This is a genomic window from Syntrophomonas wolfei subsp. wolfei str. Goettingen G311, assembly GCF_000014725.1.
In the GTDB taxonomy this organism is placed as follows: Bacteria; Bacillota; Syntrophomonadia; order Syntrophomonadales; family Syntrophomonadaceae; genus Syntrophomonas; species Syntrophomonas wolfei.
In genome coordinates this window covers 1,223,583-1,241,438 of record NC_008346.1, presented here as the reverse complement: position 1 = coordinate 1,241,438, position 17,856 = coordinate 1,223,583, and the positions used below count along the sequence as shown (strand labels likewise).

8 protein-coding genes and 1 tRNA gene are annotated in these 17,856 nt (G+C 45.6%); 7 read left to right on the top strand and 2 right to left on the bottom strand.

Annotation, left to right across the window (positions count from 1 at the left end; all coding sequences use genetic code 11):
• Positions 1-13: 13 nt before the first annotated feature.
• Positions 14-658 carry a GNAT family N-acetyltransferase gene (locus tag SWOL_RS05510; protein WP_011640497.1) on the bottom strand — a complete coding sequence of 215 codons (645 nt, stop codon included), beginning with the start codon at positions 656-658 and terminating at the stop codon, positions 14-16.
• Positions 659-766: 108 nt separating this feature from the next.
• Between SWOL_RS05510 and SWOL_RS05505 the strand changes: the two genes are divergently transcribed.
• Positions 767-841: transfer RNA gene (locus SWOL_RS05505), tRNA-Val, on the top strand.
• A 422-nt stretch (positions 842-1,263) separates the two neighbouring features.
• Positions 1,264-2,607, top strand: coding sequence for a magnesium transporter (mgtE, locus tag SWOL_RS05500; RefSeq protein ID WP_011640496.1), 1,344 nt, complete (start codon positions 1,264-1,266; stop codon positions 2,605-2,607).
• A gap of 17 nt (positions 2,608-2,624) precedes the next feature.
• Here the strand turns inward: mgtE and SWOL_RS05495 are convergent, their stop codons facing one another.
• Entirely contained in the window at positions 2,625-3,350 is a 726-nt protein-coding gene (locus SWOL_RS05495) for a hypothetical protein (RefSeq protein WP_155814143.1), read from the bottom strand.
• A 251-nt stretch (positions 3,351-3,601) separates the two neighbouring features.
• Between SWOL_RS05495 and SWOL_RS05490 the strand changes: the two genes are divergently transcribed.
• The 5 genes from SWOL_RS05490 (at position 3,602) to SWOL_RS14880 (ending at position 17,616) form a co-directional block, all read left to right on the top strand.
• On the top strand, positions 3,602-6,073 hold the full coding sequence (locus SWOL_RS05490; RefSeq protein WP_011640494.1) for a LuxR C-terminal-related transcriptional regulator: 2,472 nt from the start codon (positions 3,602-3,604) through the stop codon (positions 6,071-6,073).
• A 122-nt stretch (positions 6,074-6,195) separates the two neighbouring features.
• A complete protein-coding gene (locus SWOL_RS05485) occupies positions 6,196-6,438 on the top strand; it encodes a DUF2442 domain-containing protein (protein WP_011640493.1) in 243 nt (80 codons plus the stop codon).
• 213 nt (positions 6,439-6,651) lie between these two features.
• Positions 6,652-11,055: a GLUG motif-containing protein gene (locus SWOL_RS05480; RefSeq protein WP_011640492.1), complete on the top strand. Its 4,404-nt coding sequence runs from the start codon at positions 6,652-6,654 to the stop codon at positions 11,053-11,055.
• A 299-nt stretch (positions 11,056-11,354) separates the two neighbouring features.
• Positions 11,355-11,597: a DUF2442 domain-containing protein gene (locus tag SWOL_RS05475; RefSeq protein ID WP_011640491.1), complete on the top strand. Its 243-nt coding sequence runs from the start codon at positions 11,355-11,357 to the stop codon at positions 11,595-11,597.
• A 205-nt stretch (positions 11,598-11,802) separates the two neighbouring features.
• The gene (locus tag SWOL_RS14880; RefSeq protein WP_011640490.1) at positions 11,803-17,616 is read left to right on the top strand and encodes a chitobiase/beta-hexosaminidase C-terminal domain-containing protein; all 5,814 of its coding nucleotides are present in this window, start codon (positions 11,803-11,805) and stop codon (positions 17,614-17,616) included.
• Positions 17,617-17,856: the final 240 nt, after the last annotated feature.

The window sequence follows — 17,856 nt, the reverse complement described above, 5'->3', positions numbered from 1 at the left end:
TATTTTATTTTAGTTATGAAAAGCAGTTCTCCTGTAAATACCTGCTATATAAAATGCATTCGCCCTCTACATTGCCGAATGCTTTGAGGCCGTCCTTTTCCACCAACTTATAGGGAAGTACCTTTTCTTGCCAAAAGCCCAGCTTCTCAAACATGCCGGCAGAATTTATATTGGTGGCATCAGCTATCATCAATTCGTAGCCCAAATCAATTGCACGGTTTATCATAGACTCGCCTAGTTTTCTAGCAATTCCCCTTCTCAGATAATTTTCATCAGTAGAGACATACATCAGCCTCACACATTTTTCCGGCTTAAAGGCTGGATTAGTGTTCAAGGGTTTTTCTAACTCTTCAAAAAATATATTTGTTTTGCTAATTCCGTCAATTTCTTTTTGGGTCCATTCCATATTAGGGAATACCGCAAAAGCATCAAAACATATGACTACAGCTGCTATTGCTCCTTTATCTTCATCTACTGCCGCCATTGTAAGCCCTGAATTTATACTTTCCGGAATTATTTTCAAAAAATAATCATACATTTCCTCCTTAGTAAAATTCAACGACATGGTCATAGGCTCACGCTCAGAAAATGCTGCGGTTTGGATTGCAACTATCTCTTCCAGCATATCGATTGTTGCCGTTATGATTTCTATATTCATACCATCAATCCTCTTTCTTTTCATTATAGCATCAGGGGGCAGAAGTCTCTCAATTCACTTTACTTTCTGACCTGACTGCATTAAAATAATAAATATTAAAAATAGATGGGGCCGTTAACTCAGTGGGAGAGTGCTTCCTTGACGCGGAAGAAGTCATAAGTTCGAATCTTATACGGCCCACCATGAAATCACTCTACACTCCAGTGTATTGTAATTATCGAAACAGAAAATATCTGGAGGCCCATAAAATAGTTTCATAAGAATCAAAATAACAGGGTTTGCCCATCAGTGGCTAACAATTTGGCTAAGAAATATAGCGGGTGAAAAACCCGTTATTTTGCTATTTCTGAAAACTTGCCCTAATAAATGCATCCTGTTCACTAATTCTAGGTAAAAACCTTAATAGTTCCCAACAGGTTGCCCGGGTTTTCCTGCGAAGGTATTATGCCTTATATTAAGAGCCATGCTGCCGCAAGTCCGGCAGGGGCGTTCTGCTTGAACCTGAGTTGCCTTATCCTTAGATCTATGCTGCATATTCCAAGTGCTATATGTAGCTTTTCATTCCTATTTTGTATCGCCGAACCTGCAGCGAGATGGAGGTTTATATGGAAGAGTTAAAGGAACAGATATCTAATTTAATAACCCAGCAACAATGGAATCAACTAAGGCAATTGGCATGGAATGACTATCTTATACCGGATGTGGCATCACTGCTGATCGGCTTAAATAAAGCAGATAGGGTAATAATGTTCCGGCTCTTACCCCGGCCGGTGGCAACTGCCGTATTCTCCTATTTGGAAAAAGAAGATCGCAATGCCCTGCTTAAAGATTTGACCAATGAAGAAACTCGCTATCTATTAACTAACCTGCCTCCCGATGATAGAACCACTCTCTTCGAGGAGCTGCCTGGTCAAGTTACTCAACGCCTGCTTAATCTTTTGAACCCGGATGATTTGAAAGAAGCCCGGCTTTTATTGGGCTATCCTGAAGAGAGTGTCGGTCGATTAATGACTCCCGATTATGTCGCGGTGAGACCACAATGGACTATTCAGGAGGCCATTAATCACATACGGCTTAAAGCTCGAAATAGCGAAACCCTGCATACCATCTATGTTATTGATGAATCCTGGAAGTTGCTGGATTCTCTGGAGCTCTCCCTGTTAATTCTGGCCAACCCCCAGGAAACCGTAGAAGCCATCATGAGCAAATCCTTCATCAGTCTCAGTGCCTTTGATGACCGGGAAATGGCCGTTAAAGTCATGCAAAAATATGATGTCTTTTCTCTCCCCGTGGTAGATTCGGATGGAATACTCCTGGGGCTGGTGACTTTTGACGACGTAATGGATGTTGCTGAAGAAGAGGCCACCGAAGACTTTCATAAAACCGCCGCCGTTACACCGTTGAAAGCCAGTTATCAGGAATCAAGCATAAAAGACCTGGTGGGAAAAAGAATGGGCTGGTTAATCGCTCTGGTTTTTGTAAGCCTGCTTTCCTCGGGAGTAATAGCTCTGTATGAACAAACCCTGCAAACCGTAATAGTTCTCACTGTATTTATCCCTCTTTTGCTGGGCAGTGGCGGCAACGCCGGTGCTCAGGCATCTACCCTGATGGTACGCGCCTTAGCCACCAGCGATGTGACGGCAGATGAATGGATAAGAGTGTTTTTTAAGGAACTTATGGTAGGTTTATTGCTGGGGGTGTTTATGGGAATCATCAGTTCCATATTTGGGTCTATGCGGGGAGGCCTGCAAATTGGTTTAATTGTGGGCTTTACCATGTTAACCATTATTATAGCTGCCAATCTGATAGGGGTAATGCTGCCCTTTATACTAACAAAAATGAATTTGGACCCGGCGGTAGCCAGCAATCCCCTTATCACCTCAATAACGGATGTCATGGGCCTGCTCATCTATTTTGCTATCGCCACCATGATTTTGGGCCCGCTATAGAGTATCTCCTAACTTGTTTACTGTCCGGTCTGATTACGGATTGATATTACATAAAAGTAAAAAGGACGTCTCAAGCCAAATATTTCTGCATGCTTTGGGGGAATAATGGTTTCCATAATAATATACTGCGACTCTTTGAGCCCGGCCGCATTTAAAAGTTTTTTAAATGAACCGGGGGAACAGCCAAAGAATATAGCATCTTCCACCAGATTTAAAGCCTGCCGGTAATCATGGCTTATAGCCGCCACTATTTGCTCCCTGCTCTTGGACCTGAGCTGTCCTGCGAGTTGAGGCTTTAAATGCAGGTCCCAGAATGTAGTACGGGGCGAAATGGACAGAGACAGCCAACGATTACCCAGCAGCAATCCCAGCAAAAGCAGAGCGGCACGGGATGAGAATTGCAGTTTAACCATTTTAAAGCCTGCCCGCCGATTAACCTCAATATTTATAAACTGCCAGCTAATAACAGCAAGCAGCATAAATACTGCCGCCAGGTAGTAGATCTCAATAAAACTCCATTTGAAAAAGAAAAAAGGATATATTATGGCTGCCATTATCACTATTAGCATTTGAAAAACGCCAGCAATAATAATCACTGCTGGCAGGGTACCATAAAGATTAACCAGTTGCCAGAAAAATGGAATAATAGTACCCACCAGCCCCGGGATTAATCTAAAATTACGAAGATAAATCAGGCCGCTGCTGAGATGTTTCCAAATCAGCCTCATGTCCTCACCATCCACTCATGAAAGCAAGAAGATATTCTTCTGCTTCCCTGGCCTTCCCCATATTTCACCACTCATAGATTTATGATACAATGAGTTTAGAATAATATCATTAACATAATAATAATGTATACCTTCGAACATAAGGAAAGGAACCAGACCATCTCTCTGTAGGGGGCGGTCTGCGGGGACATTTTTTTTACTTCCTCAACAGGAAGCAAAAAAGATGTCCCCTTGCTTCATGGTTATGGGCTGCATAGGGAGGAAAAATGGGAACAGGAAAAAGCAATAGCAACGAACTACATTATTATTCCGACCGGCTCAAACGCAAATTGGAGCAGATACATCTTGTGCCGGTTACTATTGTCGAAGCCCCGTCCGGTTACGGTAAAACCACCGCAATACGAGACTTTCTACAAAACTCCCTCTCCCAGGGCACGCCCATCTATTGGTTCACTGCTATGGATGAAAAGCCCTCCGCGGCTTTTCGGCGACTCTGCCGCGAGATTGAGAAGATTGACAGATATGCGGGTGAGCGACTCGTTAAAATTGGACTACCCAACGCCGGCACCATTGGCGAAGCAAGTGAAGCCCTGCGCTTAGTCCAGTGCAAACATGAAACCTATCTGGTGATTGATAACTTTCATTTTTTGCAGGACGCCCTGCCCCCAGCCTTTTTTCTTGCGCTCCTCGAACATGGTGGCCAGGGCCTGCATGTCATTATCGTGACCCAAATGCTCAAACGAGATACCCTTTCTATTGTTGCAGGTCATGGGCTTTTGCATATTACGGTTAGTGATATGCGGTTGAACACAAGAGATATCTGCCGTTATTACGCCCTCGCTAATGTAAAAATTACCCTGGAGGACGCACAAGAGGTCGAGCGCTACACCGAAGGCTGGATTATCGCAGTATATTTACAGCTCTCTACTTTTCTGGAAACAGGTACATTCTCCGATACACCCGGTATTTTGGCTCTTATGGAGCATTTAGTATGGGATAAGTTGACCGAAGAACAGCAAAACTTTCTATTGTATTTATCACCGTTTGAGATGGTCAGCGTACAGCAGTCATGTTCCCTCATCGGCTGTGATACACTGCCGGAATACGCTTTGGAGGCCTTCGCGAGTCCCTTTATCCACTACGATCCAACCGAGCGGCAATACGAAGTGCATAGCATTCTGACCGAGCTGTTTATTCAAAAGCGCGGGGAGCGTGGGCCTGCGTTTGAACGGCAATGCCTGTTGCAGGCGGGGGATTTTTGCCGGGATGAAGGGCAAACCGCTAGGGCTCTGGGCTTTTACATGCAAATCCGTGATTATGAGCGGATGCTCTCGCTTGACCTTTCCGAAATGAATTTGGAGATTATTAACGCTGTACCCTTTACCGAGTTAGCTCTTGATATTGCCCAAAATTGCCCAGCAGAAATCAAAAAGAAATATATCCTTAATATGCTCCGCATTGCCTGGATCTTATTTATGGCCGGGATGAATGAGCAGTTTGAGATATTGATGGATGAGCTGCATACTATGCCAGAACTGCTGGACAATTCTGATTTATTGAGGGAATGGCTGCTGTTGTCCTCATATAGGAATTTCCCTAATCTGGCTGAGATGACTGTCATAGTCAGACAGGCTGCCCCACTTTTTAAAAGCCAATACTCCCAGGTAATTCTTCCTACTACGCTCTGGTGTTTTGGCAATTATTCCCCATTAACTGAGTTCTACACTAAACCTGGTGAGGCTGATCGCCAGGCCGATGTGCTGGAGGAGTACATCACCATCTATTCGCGTCTTACCAATGGTCATGGCAGCGGTGCAGATGCGCTATTTCGCGCGGAACTGGCCTATCAACGGGGAAACTTGAACGACGCGGAGATACTTGCCTACAAGGCGGCGTTTCTTGCCGAAAGCAAGCAGCAAAGTGTGGTTCTATTAGGCGCCGCCATATTGCTGGCCCATGTTGCGTTGCACAAAGCAGATACAGTCGGCTGGGAGCGTGCTATCGCCTCAATGGAACATGCCGCCTCCTTCGACCGGCAGGATACTTTCGTCATTAGGTCTGTTATAGATATTATTCGAGGCGTTCTTCTAAACGAGTTTCAGAATCATATGAGTATCGCTGATTGGCTGCAAAATGCCGATTTTGAGGATCGTCGCCTGTCCCCTGCTGTAATCAACATTGCGCTGTTCGTACACCTGGTCTTTCTCCTGCATCAAGGTGAATTTGCCCGAGTTATAGGCACGGCACAGGCTGTACGACCGGCAGAGGGGCTATTGAGCCCCTATGGGGATATCTTTGCTTGTTTCCTTATGGCCACCAGCCATATGGCGTTGGGCAACCGTGTCCAAGCCGCTGCTTTTGTTGAAGATGCTGCCCGAAAAGCTCTTCCTGATGGGTTGGTGTCTCCCTTTGCCTCGTATTCACAACTGCTGGGTGATCTGGTTGATGAGGTTATTGCGCGTGATTATCCCGCCCTTTTGGAGAAGTTTAAGACCGTCAGGAAGCGCTTCTCGCAAGGCTGGTTCACGTTACGTGAAGCCCTTTTTTCAGGCGAGCTACCTCCTGACTTAACAGAAAGGGAATATGAAGTAGCTAAATTAGCAGCTACGGGGCTGCGTAACAGCGAAATCGCGGAAAAGTTGGTGATAACGGAAAGCACAGTGCGCTCACACATGCGAACAATATTTCAAAAGCTTCAAATCGACCGCCGCACCCGCCTGGCGGAAAAACTGAAGTAAAATATTTTTATAAGATAGTCCATTAAGATCGTCCATTCGGACGATGCGCAAAACAAAATCCCATCCTATAGTTAACTATAGGATGGGATTTTTCTATTTGTTGCGGAGAAGGAGGCGTATGTATGAATTACATTAAAACCGTGCTGCCCATGAAGGACTATCGGCTTTTTATGGAAATGGAGAGCGGCAGTACAGTAACAGTAGACCTCTCCGGCAAGCTGCACACCATGAAATACGGCGAGCTTGCCAACGAAGTATTCTTTAAAACCGCCACCGCCGACGGCGATTATGTCATTTGGGGCCGCGGGCGTCTGCGCCTGACGGTCAACGAGCTGATGGAGGTGGTTTTGCTGGGATGTTTGTGAGTTAAATTGCAGTGAAGTTACCCCTGATTACACAAATGAGATTTTTGCATAATGCACTTTTTCTTAAAAACACTAGGTATTTTAGAATTGTCATCCTGAGGCAAAAGCCGAAGGATCTGAAGATTCTTCACTAATGTTCAGAATGACAGGGATTGGGTTTTTTCATTATGTAAAACTCTCGATTAAGTAAAACACAAAGGAGAGGAAGCGAGAATGACTGGTAACAAAATCAATGGGATTACCCGCTTTTTGAAAAGAAAAAGAAGTTTTTATCCCGTCCTGCTGGCCATGATATTTCTGTTAAATACTTCCATAGCTGCTTATGCACTACCAGTAGAGGCTCCAACCGCTGACCCGCCAGCGGGAACTTATGGTGGAAAGCAAAATGTTGAGTTGAAAACAGAAACCGTAGCAGCATCGGTTTATTATACGACTGATGGTGCTGATCCAACAACTTCCAGCACTCTGTATACCAATCTGATAGAAATACCATCCAACATGACCATTAAAGCTATTGCTACGGATGGTACAGATAGTAGCTCGATATCAACATTTGAATATGTACTTTTTGCCGGCGGTGACGGTAGCGTGGATAACCCCTATCAGGTTGCAACGGCCGAGCAACTTAACAATGTAAGGTATCATCTTGATAAGCATTTCATCCAGACAGAAGACATCAACCTAAATATTGCACCTTATAATGAGGATACGGGTTGGGAGCCTATCGGCAATGAGTGGTATCAATTTACCGGTACATTCGATGGCAATGGCAAGATTATTAGCAAACTTACTATAAAGAGTACTGGGCGTTACGTAGGTTTGTTTGGTTTTACCAACGGTTCCCATATCAAGAATGTGAAGTTGGAGAATGTAAATGTAACTGGTGATTATCAAGTCGGTAGTCTGGTGGGAGACAATAAATATGGTGAGATCACCAACTCCTACGCTACCGGTGCTGTAACAGGTACCGACCATGTCGGCGGACTGGTGGGAGAAAATTATTTTGGTACGATCACCCGCTCTTACGCTACCGTTACTGTAACAGGTACCAACTATGTCGGCGGACTGGTGGCATCCAATGATTGTGGTGAGATCACCAACTCCTACGCTACCGGTGCTGTAACAGGTACCGACCATGTCGGCGGACTGGTGGGAGAAAATTGGGGTACGATCACCTGCTCTTACGCTACTGGTGCTGTAACAGGTACCCACTATATCGGCGGACTGGTGGGAGACAATAAATATGGTGAGATCACCAACTCCTACGCCACCGGTGCCGTAACAGGTACTAACTATGTCGGTGGACTGGTGGGGTGGAATGGTGATAGTACAATTTCCTACACTTATGCTACGGGCACAGTTAAGGGTACAAGCGATGTCGGCGGTTTGGTGGGGATAAATGACCAGGGTACGGTCTCTAAAAGTTATTGGGATACTACTATATCAGGGACAGCTTTCTCTGCCGGCGGAGAAGGCGTCGCAGGTAAAAGCACAGAGGATATGAAACTGCAAGGAACTTATGTAGATTGGGATTTTGCAGATATTTGGAATATTAAGGATGGCAAGAACGACGATTATCCTTTTTTGAAAAATAATCCCCCTGGTTCTTTCGTGAAATCCACTATAACCGTAGCTGATGTAGTAGGCGGGACAGCGACAGTAAAAACTAATCCGGCTCTCGAAGCAGCTGAAGGTCTAACCGTAACCGTTAACATAGCCAATATAGAAGCCGGCAAACGGTTTAAGTCAATCACTGTTATCGATGTATATAATGAAGCAGTAACAATAACCACAGTAACCGCGGGAAAAAGCTACACCTTCAACATGCCGGCCAATGACGTAACCGTAACTGTTGAAGTGGAGCCCATACTTTTTGCCGGCGGCAGCGGAACGGAGGAGGATCCCTATCAGGTCGCAACAGCCGTACAACTTGACAGTGTGAGATATCTTCTCGATAAGCATTTCAAACAGACAGCAGATATCGATCTGAGCAGTTATAATACTGGTCTGGGTTGGGAGCCCATCGGTGATTGGGACTCTCCATTTATCGGTGCATTCGACGGCAAATATAATACCATTAGCAACCTTACTATTAACCGGAGTACCACGGATTACGTAGGTTTGTTTGGTTTTGCTGAGGGTGCCCAAATCAAAAATGTAAAGTTGGAAAATGTAAATGTAACTGGTTCTGAAGGTGTCGGCGGATTGGTGGGGGAAAATAGTGGTACGATTACCAACTCCTACGCCACCGGTGCTGTAACCGGTGTTAATTATTATGTCGGCGGACTGGTCGGATGGAATTATGGTGAGATCGCCAACTCCTACGCCTCTGGTACTATAGCCGGTACCGAAGATGTCGGCGGACTGGTGGGTGGGAATGATGGTGAGATCACCAACTCCTACGCCTCTGGTACTATATCCGGTACCGAATATGTCGGTGGACTGGTGGGGATAAATATAGGTGCAATTACCAACTCCTATACTACCGGTGCTGTAACAGGTACAGGAAATATTTTCGGCGGACTAGTGGGGATAAATAACCAAGGTACTGTCACTAATAGTTATTGGGACACAGATACATCAGGGACGAAATCATCTGCCGGTGGAACAGGCAAAACCGAAGCGCAAATGAAACAGCAGGAAACTTATGAAGGTTGGGATTTCATAGATATTTGGAATATTGAGGGTAGCAGGAACAACGGTTATCCCTTCCTGAAAAATAATCCCCCTGTTGAGACTCTGATAAGCATAACCTCTCCTTCTGCCATAACCGGCATAGCCAACGGCACCACCAAAACAGCGGCAGCCCTGGGACTGCCGGCCAAAGTGACCCTGGTTACCAATGGCGGAAATGCAGAGGCCGATGTAAGCTGGGATGTAGCCGCCTGTTCCTATAACCCGGCTGTAACTACCGAGCAGACCTTCACCGTAAGCGGAACCGTAACTCTTCCGACGGGGGTAGTAAATCCCAATAGCGTACCCCTGACTACCAGTATCAGTGTAACTGTTAACGCGAGGCCTTCTCCCCCACCCCCGTGGTACCCGGTAAGCGGAGTAACCCTGGATAAAAGTAGTTTAACCCTGGAAGTAAACGGCCCTGCTCAAAAACTAGCAGCAACGGTGCAACCCTCCTACGCTAGTAATCCCTATGTCTACTGGAATTCCAGCGATACTGAAGTAGCCAGGGTTGACTATACCGGACTGGTAACCCCGGTAGCCCCGGGGCAAGCTATAATTACGGCAACTACTTCAGAAGGGGGAAAAACTGCCAGCTGTACGGTGGAAGTCCTTGCCAGGATAGAAGGAATAAAACTGAACAAAGCCAGCACCACGATTACAGAAGGCAATAGCGAAACTTTAAAAGCTACTCTAATCCCGGAAAATAGCAAGCAGAACATAAGCTGGTCTTCCGATGACAGCAGCATAGCAACTGTTGACAGCGAGGGTTTGGTGACCGGTATAAGCCCGGGAACTACTTTCATTACTGTTAGGACCGTGGAGGGAGATTTTAGTGCCAACTGTACAGTAACAGTGATGGCAACCATAACTGCCACTGCAGAAGAAACCATAGTCTTGCACGATGAACCGGTAAGTATCAATATTCCCCCCGAAGTCGAGGCTACGATTGAGGTTACACCAGGCAGCACAATGCCTCAGGTGAATATCAACAGTTCCACTGCCCTGGGTACAGTTGAAATACAAATACCTGAAGGAACTATCGCCAGCAGTCCGGATGACTGGGATGGAACTCTTAAGCTGCCTACGATAAGCAGTCAGCCCAGTGTTAATATAAATGGTGCCAGTCAGGTTAATATGGTTATTGTACTGGGTTTGGAGGATGAGCAGATCAGCTTTTCCCAGGCGGTAAGAATACTTATTCCCGGTCAGGCTCAACAGCAGGTGGGCTATATTAGAAATGGAGTATTCACCCCTATTACCCGTATCCTCTCTGCCGATCGCCAGGATGTTGCGGATAGCGAGATTCCTGCTGATGGAGATGGTAAAATTGATGTTGACTCTGACCTGGCAGTATGGACCAAACACTTTACTGAATTTGTAACTTACACCCCTATAAGTAATCCTGAGCCTGTCAGTTATACTGTAAGCCTGAGCAGTAATTACGCCAAAGCAGGGACCGTGAGTGGCGATGGGACATTTTACGGTGGTAGCTTAATCACGGTAAGAGCCCAGGCCCAAAGTGGATATGTTTTTGATAACTGGAGTGAAAACGGCTGCATGCTTAGTCGAGATAGTGTCTACAGCTTTAACCTGGGTAACAGTAGTCGCCAGTTGCAGGCTAACTTCGTACGGGAATTCCAGGAGATATCAATTACAGATGCTACTAAACCACGGATTATCACTTTTTCCCACCCAGTTTTACCAGGTGAACAGAATCTTGGCAATATTTACGTGGCTACTGATATTAACGGGGATAATAAAGTTGAGGGGGTAATCGTTGCAGGGGTATCCGGCAATAACTGCCAGATATCGGTTAAGCCCCCTGGTGGCCAATGGTTAGCCGGGGCAAGCTACTACTTGATACTGGAACCTGGCTTGCAATCAGCTTTAAATAAAACCCTGGGTATAAGGACGAGAATGAAGTTTACTGTGGAATAGGATTAAGTAGGGACTTCCCTATAGGGAAGTCCCTGTTTTTTATGTTTAACAAAGGGTAGGGGTCAACAATAATGTTCTGACCGTTAGAAAGGCAAAAAAGCTGAATTTGCTATTAGGTGAATATTTCAAAAGCTTTAAATCGACCGCCGCACCCTTCTGTCGGAAAACTTAAATAAAATATTTTCCAAAGATCGTCCATTAAGATCGTCCATTCGGACGATGCGCAAAACAAAATCCCATTCTATAGTTAATCTGTAGGATGGGATTTTTCTATTTGCTACGGAGAAGGAGGCGTATGTGTGAATTACATTAAAACCGTGCTGCCCATGAAGGACTATCGGCTTTTTATGGAAATGGAGAGCGGCAGTACAGTAACAGTAGACCTCTCCGGCAAGCTGCACACCATGAAATACGGTGAGCTTGCCAACGAAGTATTCTTTAAAACCGCCACCACCGACGGCGATTATGTCATTTGGGGCCGTGGGCGTCTGCGCCTGACGGTCAACGAGCTGATGGAGGTAGTTTTGCTGGGATGTTTGTGAGTTAAATGAAGTTACCCCTGATTACACAAATGAGATTTTTGCATAATGCACTTTTTCTTAAAAACACTAGGTATTTTAGAATTGTCATCCTGAGGCAAAGCCGAAGGATCTGAAGATTCTTCACTAATGTTCAGAATGACAGGGATTGGGTTTTTCATTATGTAAAACTCTCAACCAAGTAAAAAACAAAGGAGAGGAAGCGAGAATGACTGATAACAAATTCAATGGTATTACCCACTTTTCGAAAGGAAAAAGGAGTTTTTGTACCCTCCTGCTGGCTATCATATTTCTGTTAACTACTTCCACAACGGCTTATGCAGTAAAGGCTCCCACCGCTAACCCACCAGCGGGAACTTATGGTGGAAAGCAAAATGTTGAGTTGAAAACAGAAACCGTAGCAGCATCGGTTTATTATACGACTGATGGTACTGAGCCGACAACTGGCAGCACTCCGTATACCGATCTAATAAATGTAGCATCTAACATGACCATTAAGGCTTTTGCGATGGATGGCACAGTTAGCAGTGAGGTATACGCATTTGAATATATAATTTTTGATGGCGGCAGCGGCACTGTGGAAGACCCCTATCGGGTCGCAACCGCCGAGCAACTTAACAATGTAAGGTATCATCTTGATAAGCATTTCATACAGACAGCAGATATAAACCTGGGTATTGCGCCTTATAATGCGGATGAGGGTTGGGAGCCCATCGGCAGTTATTCTCCATATGCCCCATTTACCGGTACATTCGACGGCAACGGCAAGACCATTAGCAACCTTACTATAAAGCGTACTGAGAGTTACGTAGGTTTGTTTGGTTTTGCTAAAGATTCCCATATCAAGAATGTGAAATTGGAGAATGTAGATATTACCGGTCAGGATAATGTCGGCGGATTGGTGGGATATAATTATTACGGCACGGTAATCAACTCCTACGCCACCGGTACCGTGAAGGGTTCAAAGTATGTCGGCGGACTGGTGGGACAAACTTTCTATGGCACGATCACCAATTCTTATGCTACGGCTACCGTAAACGGTACAAATCAGGTCGGCGGACTAGTAGGCCTCAATGATAATGGTATGATCAGTGAGGCCTACGCCACCGGTGCGGTGACCGCTGGCACAAGTACTGCCGGCGGACTGGTGGGGGACAATTTTGGTACGATCACCAATTCCTACGCCACCGGTGCGGTGACGGGGATAAACGCTGGTGGCCTGGTGGGAGTAAATCATCAGGACGATGTCGTCTCCAACAGTTATTGGGACATAGATACCTCAGGGATGAAATCATCTGCCGGGGGCGAAGGCAAAACCACAGCAGAGATGAAACTGCCGGAAACCTACGTGGGTTGGGATTTCAAGGATATTTGGGGTATTGAAGGCACCAGGAACAACGGCTATCCGTTCTTGTTATACAATGCAGCAGCTGCTCCAAGTGCTAATCCACCAGCGGGAACTTATATTGGAACCCAAAACGTTACCTTAGCTACCGCAACCGGAGGAGCAACGATTTACTATACTACGGATAACAGTGAGCCAACAACCAGTAGCCATCAGTATACGACTGCGATAGAAGTAAGCTCAAATACGATCATTAAAGCTATTGCGGTAAAAGATGGTATGGATAATAGCCTAATATCCACCTTTGAATATTTCTTTTTCGCCGGCGGCAGCGGCACTGAAGCAGATCCCTATCAGGTAGCCACACCGGAACAACTCAACAACGTGCGCAAGCATTTGGATAAGCATTTCATACAGACAGCAGATATCGATCTGGGTGTTACGCCTTATAATGAGGGTGAGGGTTGGGAGCCCATCGGCAATGGATCCTCTTTATTTACCGGCACATTCGACGGCAACGGTAGGATCATCAGCAACCTTACTATTAATCGGAGTACTACGGATCACATAGGTTTATTTGGTAGTACCGGGGATACTGCCAAAATTAAGAATATAAAGCTCAATAATATAGATATAAAAGGTCAAACCAGGGTCGGCGGACTGGTGGGATATAATGCAGGTACTATTGCTAATTCTTACGCGGCGGGTATTGTTAAAGGTACAAATAAACTTGTCGGTGGTCTGGTGGGATTCAATTACTATGGTACGATTACCAACTCTTTTACTACGGGTGCTGTAACAGGTACACAACTTGTCGGTGGTCTGGTGGGATCCTATTACTATGGTACGATTACCGACTCTTATGCCAAGTGTGCCGTAACCGGCACAAATTATATCGGTGGTCTGGTGGGATCCAATTACTATGGTACGATTACCAACTCTTTTACTACGGGTGCTGTAACAGGTACACAACTTGTCGGTGGTCTGGTGGGAGAAACAACTCCCGACATAAGGTTCGTCTCCAACAGTTATTGGGACATAGATACCTCAGGGATGAATTCATCTGCCGGCGGCGAAGGCAAAACCACAGAAGAGATGAAACTTCCGGGAACTTATGTAGGTTGGGATTTTACAAATACTTGGAGCCTTGAGGCGGGCAAGAACAAAGGCTATCCATTCCTGAAAGATAATACACCAATTGCAGCTGCTCCAAGTGCTAATCCACCAGCGGGAACTTATATTGGAACGCAAAATATTACCTTATTTACTGCAACCGAAGGAGCAACGATTTACTATACTACGGATAATAGCCAGCCCACAACTGGTAGCCCTCAGTATACGTCTGCGATAGAAATAAGTTCAAATACGATTATTAAAGCTATTGCGGTAAAGGATGGCCTGGATAATAGCCCGGTATCCACATTTGCATATGTAGTAATGTTTGCCGGCGGTGATGGCAGCGTGGATAATCCTTATCAGATAGCCACGCCGGAACAACTTGACCATGTGAGGAATTACCTTGATAAGCATTTTATACAGACAGCAGATATCGACCTGAATGTTGCGCCTTATAACGCTAATGAAGGTTGGAAGCCCATCGGCGAGGAGGGTTTTGAATTTAAGGGTACATTTAACGGTAACGGTAAAACCATCAGCAACCTGACTATCAAACGGAGTTCGGGGGGGGGTGTAGGTTTGTTTGGTTTTACCAAGAATACTGCCCAAATTAAGAATGTAAAACTGAGGAAAATAAATGTTACCGGTGGTTACAATGTCGGCGGGCTGGTGGGATATAATTATGGTACGATAACTAACTCCTACGCCACCGGTGATGTAACGGGTATAGAAAAGGCGGGTGGACTGGTAGGATATAATCAAGGTAATATTGCTAATTCTTACGCTGCGGGTATTGTTAAAGCAAATGATTGTGGCGGGCTGGTGGGATATAATTTGGGTACGATTAATAACTCTTACGCTAGGGGTGCAGTGCACGGCGATCATTTTGTTGGTGGATTAGTGGCGACAAATTATAACGCTGAAAACGTTAAAAAAAGTTATTGGGACACTACTACATCAGGGAGAGATTCCTCTGCCGCCGGAATAGGCAAAATTACAACAGATATGAAGTTGCAAGGAACTTATGTAGATTGGGATTTTACAAATGTTTGGAATATTGATGACAGCATGAACGACGGTTATCCTTTCTTGAAAAATAATCCCCCTTACACTACACCAGCAACCAAATATTCTATAACTGTAGCTAATGTAGTAGGCGGGACAGCAACTATAACAACTAACCCGGTTACCGAAGCGGCAGCAGGAGAAACCGTAACCGTTAGCATAGATGGTATAGAACCGGGCAAACAGTTCAAGTCCATCACTGTTACCGATACCGACGGTGGAGCAGTAACAACAACCGAAGTAACAGCAGGCAGCAGATACACCTTCACCATGCCGACCAAGGCGGTAACCGTAATTGTTGCAGTGGAAGCAATACCAATAGTAAGTGCTACCATCAATCCCACTACCATAACATTTAACAAAAATTTGGAAGCCCCGGCTGATGTATCTACCACTATTAACTGGAACTCGGCTACTAGTGTAACTGTAGTTAAACAAGGTAATGCGACTTTAACAGCAAATGCTGATTATGTCATACAAGGTAATACCCTGACCATTAAGAAGGAATACCTGGCAACCCAGGAAACCAGCGCGCTGGCGCTGACGGTGGAGTTTAATAAGGGCAATGCGGCAACACTGATTATCACCATATTGGATACGATATCGACAGATAAAGCCCTGATAAGCATTACCGCACCTTCTGCTATAACCGGCATAGCCAACGGCGCCGACAAGACAGCGGCAGCCCTGGGACTGCCGGCCAAAGTGACCCTGGTTACCAATGGCGGAAATGCAGAGGCCGATGTAAGCTGGGATGTAGCCGCCTGTTCCTATAACCCGGCTGTAACTACCGAGCAGACCTTCACCGTAAGCGGAACCGTAACTCTTCCGACGGGGGTAGTAAATCCCAATAGCGTACCCCTGACTACCAGTATCAGTGTAACTGTTAACGCGAGGCCTTCTCCCCCACCCCCGTGGTACCCGGTAAGCGGAGTAACCCTGGATAAAAGTAGTTTAACCCTGGAAGTAAACGGCCCTGCTCAAAAACTAGCAGCAACGGTGCAACCCTCCTACGCTAGTAATCCCTATGTCTACTGGAATTCCAGCGATACTGAAGTAGCCAGGGTTGACTATACCGGACTGGTAACCCCGGTAGCCCCGGGGCAAGCTATAATTACGGCAACTACTTCAGAAGGGGGAAAAACTGCCAGCTGTACGGTGGAAGTCCTGGCCAGGATAGAAGGAATAAAACTGAACAAAGCCAGCACCACGATTACAGAAGGCAATAGCGAAACTTTAAAAGCTACTCTAATCCCGGAAAATAGCAAGCAGAACATAAGCTGGTCTTCCGATGACAGCAGCATAGCAACTGTTGACAGCGAGGGTTTGGTGACCGGTATAAGCCCGGGAACTACTTTCATTACTGTTAGGACCGTGGAGGGAGATTTTAGTGCCAACTGTACAGTAACAGTGATGGCAACCATAACTGCCACTGCAGAAGAAACCATAGTCTTGCACGATGAACCGGTAAGTATCAATATTCCCCCCGAAGTCGAGGCTACGATTGAGGTTACACCAGGCAGCACAATGCCTCAGGTGAATATCAACAGTTCCACTGCCCTGGGTACAGTTGAAATACAAATACCTGAAGGAACTATCGCCAGCAGTCCGGATGGCTGGGATGGGACTTTTAAGCTGCCTACGATAAGCAATCAGCCCAGTGCTATCATAAATGGTGCCAGTCAGGTCCATATGGTTATTGTACTGGGCCTGGAGGATGAGCAAATCAGCTTTTCCCAGGCGGTAAGAATACTTATTCCCGGTCAGGCTCAGCAACAGGTGGGCTATATTAGAAATGGAGTATTCACCCCTATTACCCGTATCCTCTCTGCCGATCGCCAGGATGTTGCGGATAGCGAGATTCCTGCTGATGGAGATGGTAAAATTGATGTTGGCTCTGACCTGGTAGTCTGGACCAAACACTTTACTGAATTTGTAACTTACACCCCTATAAGTAATCCTGAGCCTGTCAGTTATACTGTAAGCTTGAGCAGTAATTACGCCAAAGCAGGGACCGTGAGTGGCGATGGGACATTTTACGGTGGTAGCTTAATCACGGTAAGAGCCCAAGCCCAAAGTGGATATGTTTTTGATAACTGGAGTGAAAACGGCTGCATGCTTAGTCGAGATAGCGTCTACAGCTTTAACCTGGGTAACAGTAGTCGCCAGTTGCAGGCTAACTTCGTACGGGAATTCCAGGAGATATCAATTACAGATGCTACTAAACCACGGATTATCACTTTTTCCCACCCAGTTTTACCAGGTGAACAGAATCTTGGCAATATTTATGTGGCTACTGATATTAACGGGGATAATAAAGTTGAGGGGGTAATCGTTGAAGGGGTATCCGGCAATAACTGCCAGATATCGGTTAAGCCCCCTGGTGGCCAATGGTTAGCCGGGGCAAGCTACTACTTGATACTGGAACCTGGCTTGCAATCAGCTTTAAATAAAACCCTGGGTATAAGAACGAGAATCAAGTTTACCGTGGAATAAGATTAGGCAGGGATTTCCCTATAAGGAAGTCCCTGCTTTTTTGTTTGACAAAATGTAGGGGTACGAAAAACATGAGTCGTACAGTCGGATTCTCTGGTAATGTAAAAGACGAGAAATTTACCAACGGGGAAGAATCGCAGTCCTCGCGAAAACCAGGGTTCCTTATTGAATAGAGCGTGTCTGTTTGCCATAGTGTCCAATTTTAAGATTTCCTGTTCAATTCTATCACACAGGTTGATT

What these genes read in the sequence shown, in the direction of transcription:
- SWOL_RS05485 (WP_011640493.1), top strand. Translation starts at nt 6,196, where the DNA reads ATGAATTACATTAAAACCGTGCTGCCCATGAAGGACTATCGGCTTTTT.
- SWOL_RS05480 (WP_011640492.1), top strand. Translation starts at nt 6,652, where the DNA reads ATGACTGGTAACAAAATCAATGGGATTACCCGCTTTTTGAAAAGAAAA.
- SWOL_RS05490 (WP_011640494.1), top strand. Translation starts at nt 3,602, where the DNA reads ATGGGAACAGGAAAAAGCAATAGCAACGAACTACATTATTATTCCGAC.
- SWOL_RS14880 (WP_011640490.1), top strand. Translation starts at nt 11,803, where the DNA reads ATGACTGATAACAAATTCAATGGTATTACCCACTTTTCGAAAGGAAAA.
- SWOL_RS05510 (WP_011640497.1), bottom strand. Translation starts at nt 658, where the DNA reads ATGAATATAGAAATCATAACGGCAACAATCGATATGCTGGAAGAGATA.
- mgtE (WP_011640496.1), top strand. Translation starts at nt 1,264, where the DNA reads ATGGAAGAGTTAAAGGAACAGATATCTAATTTAATAACCCAGCAACAA.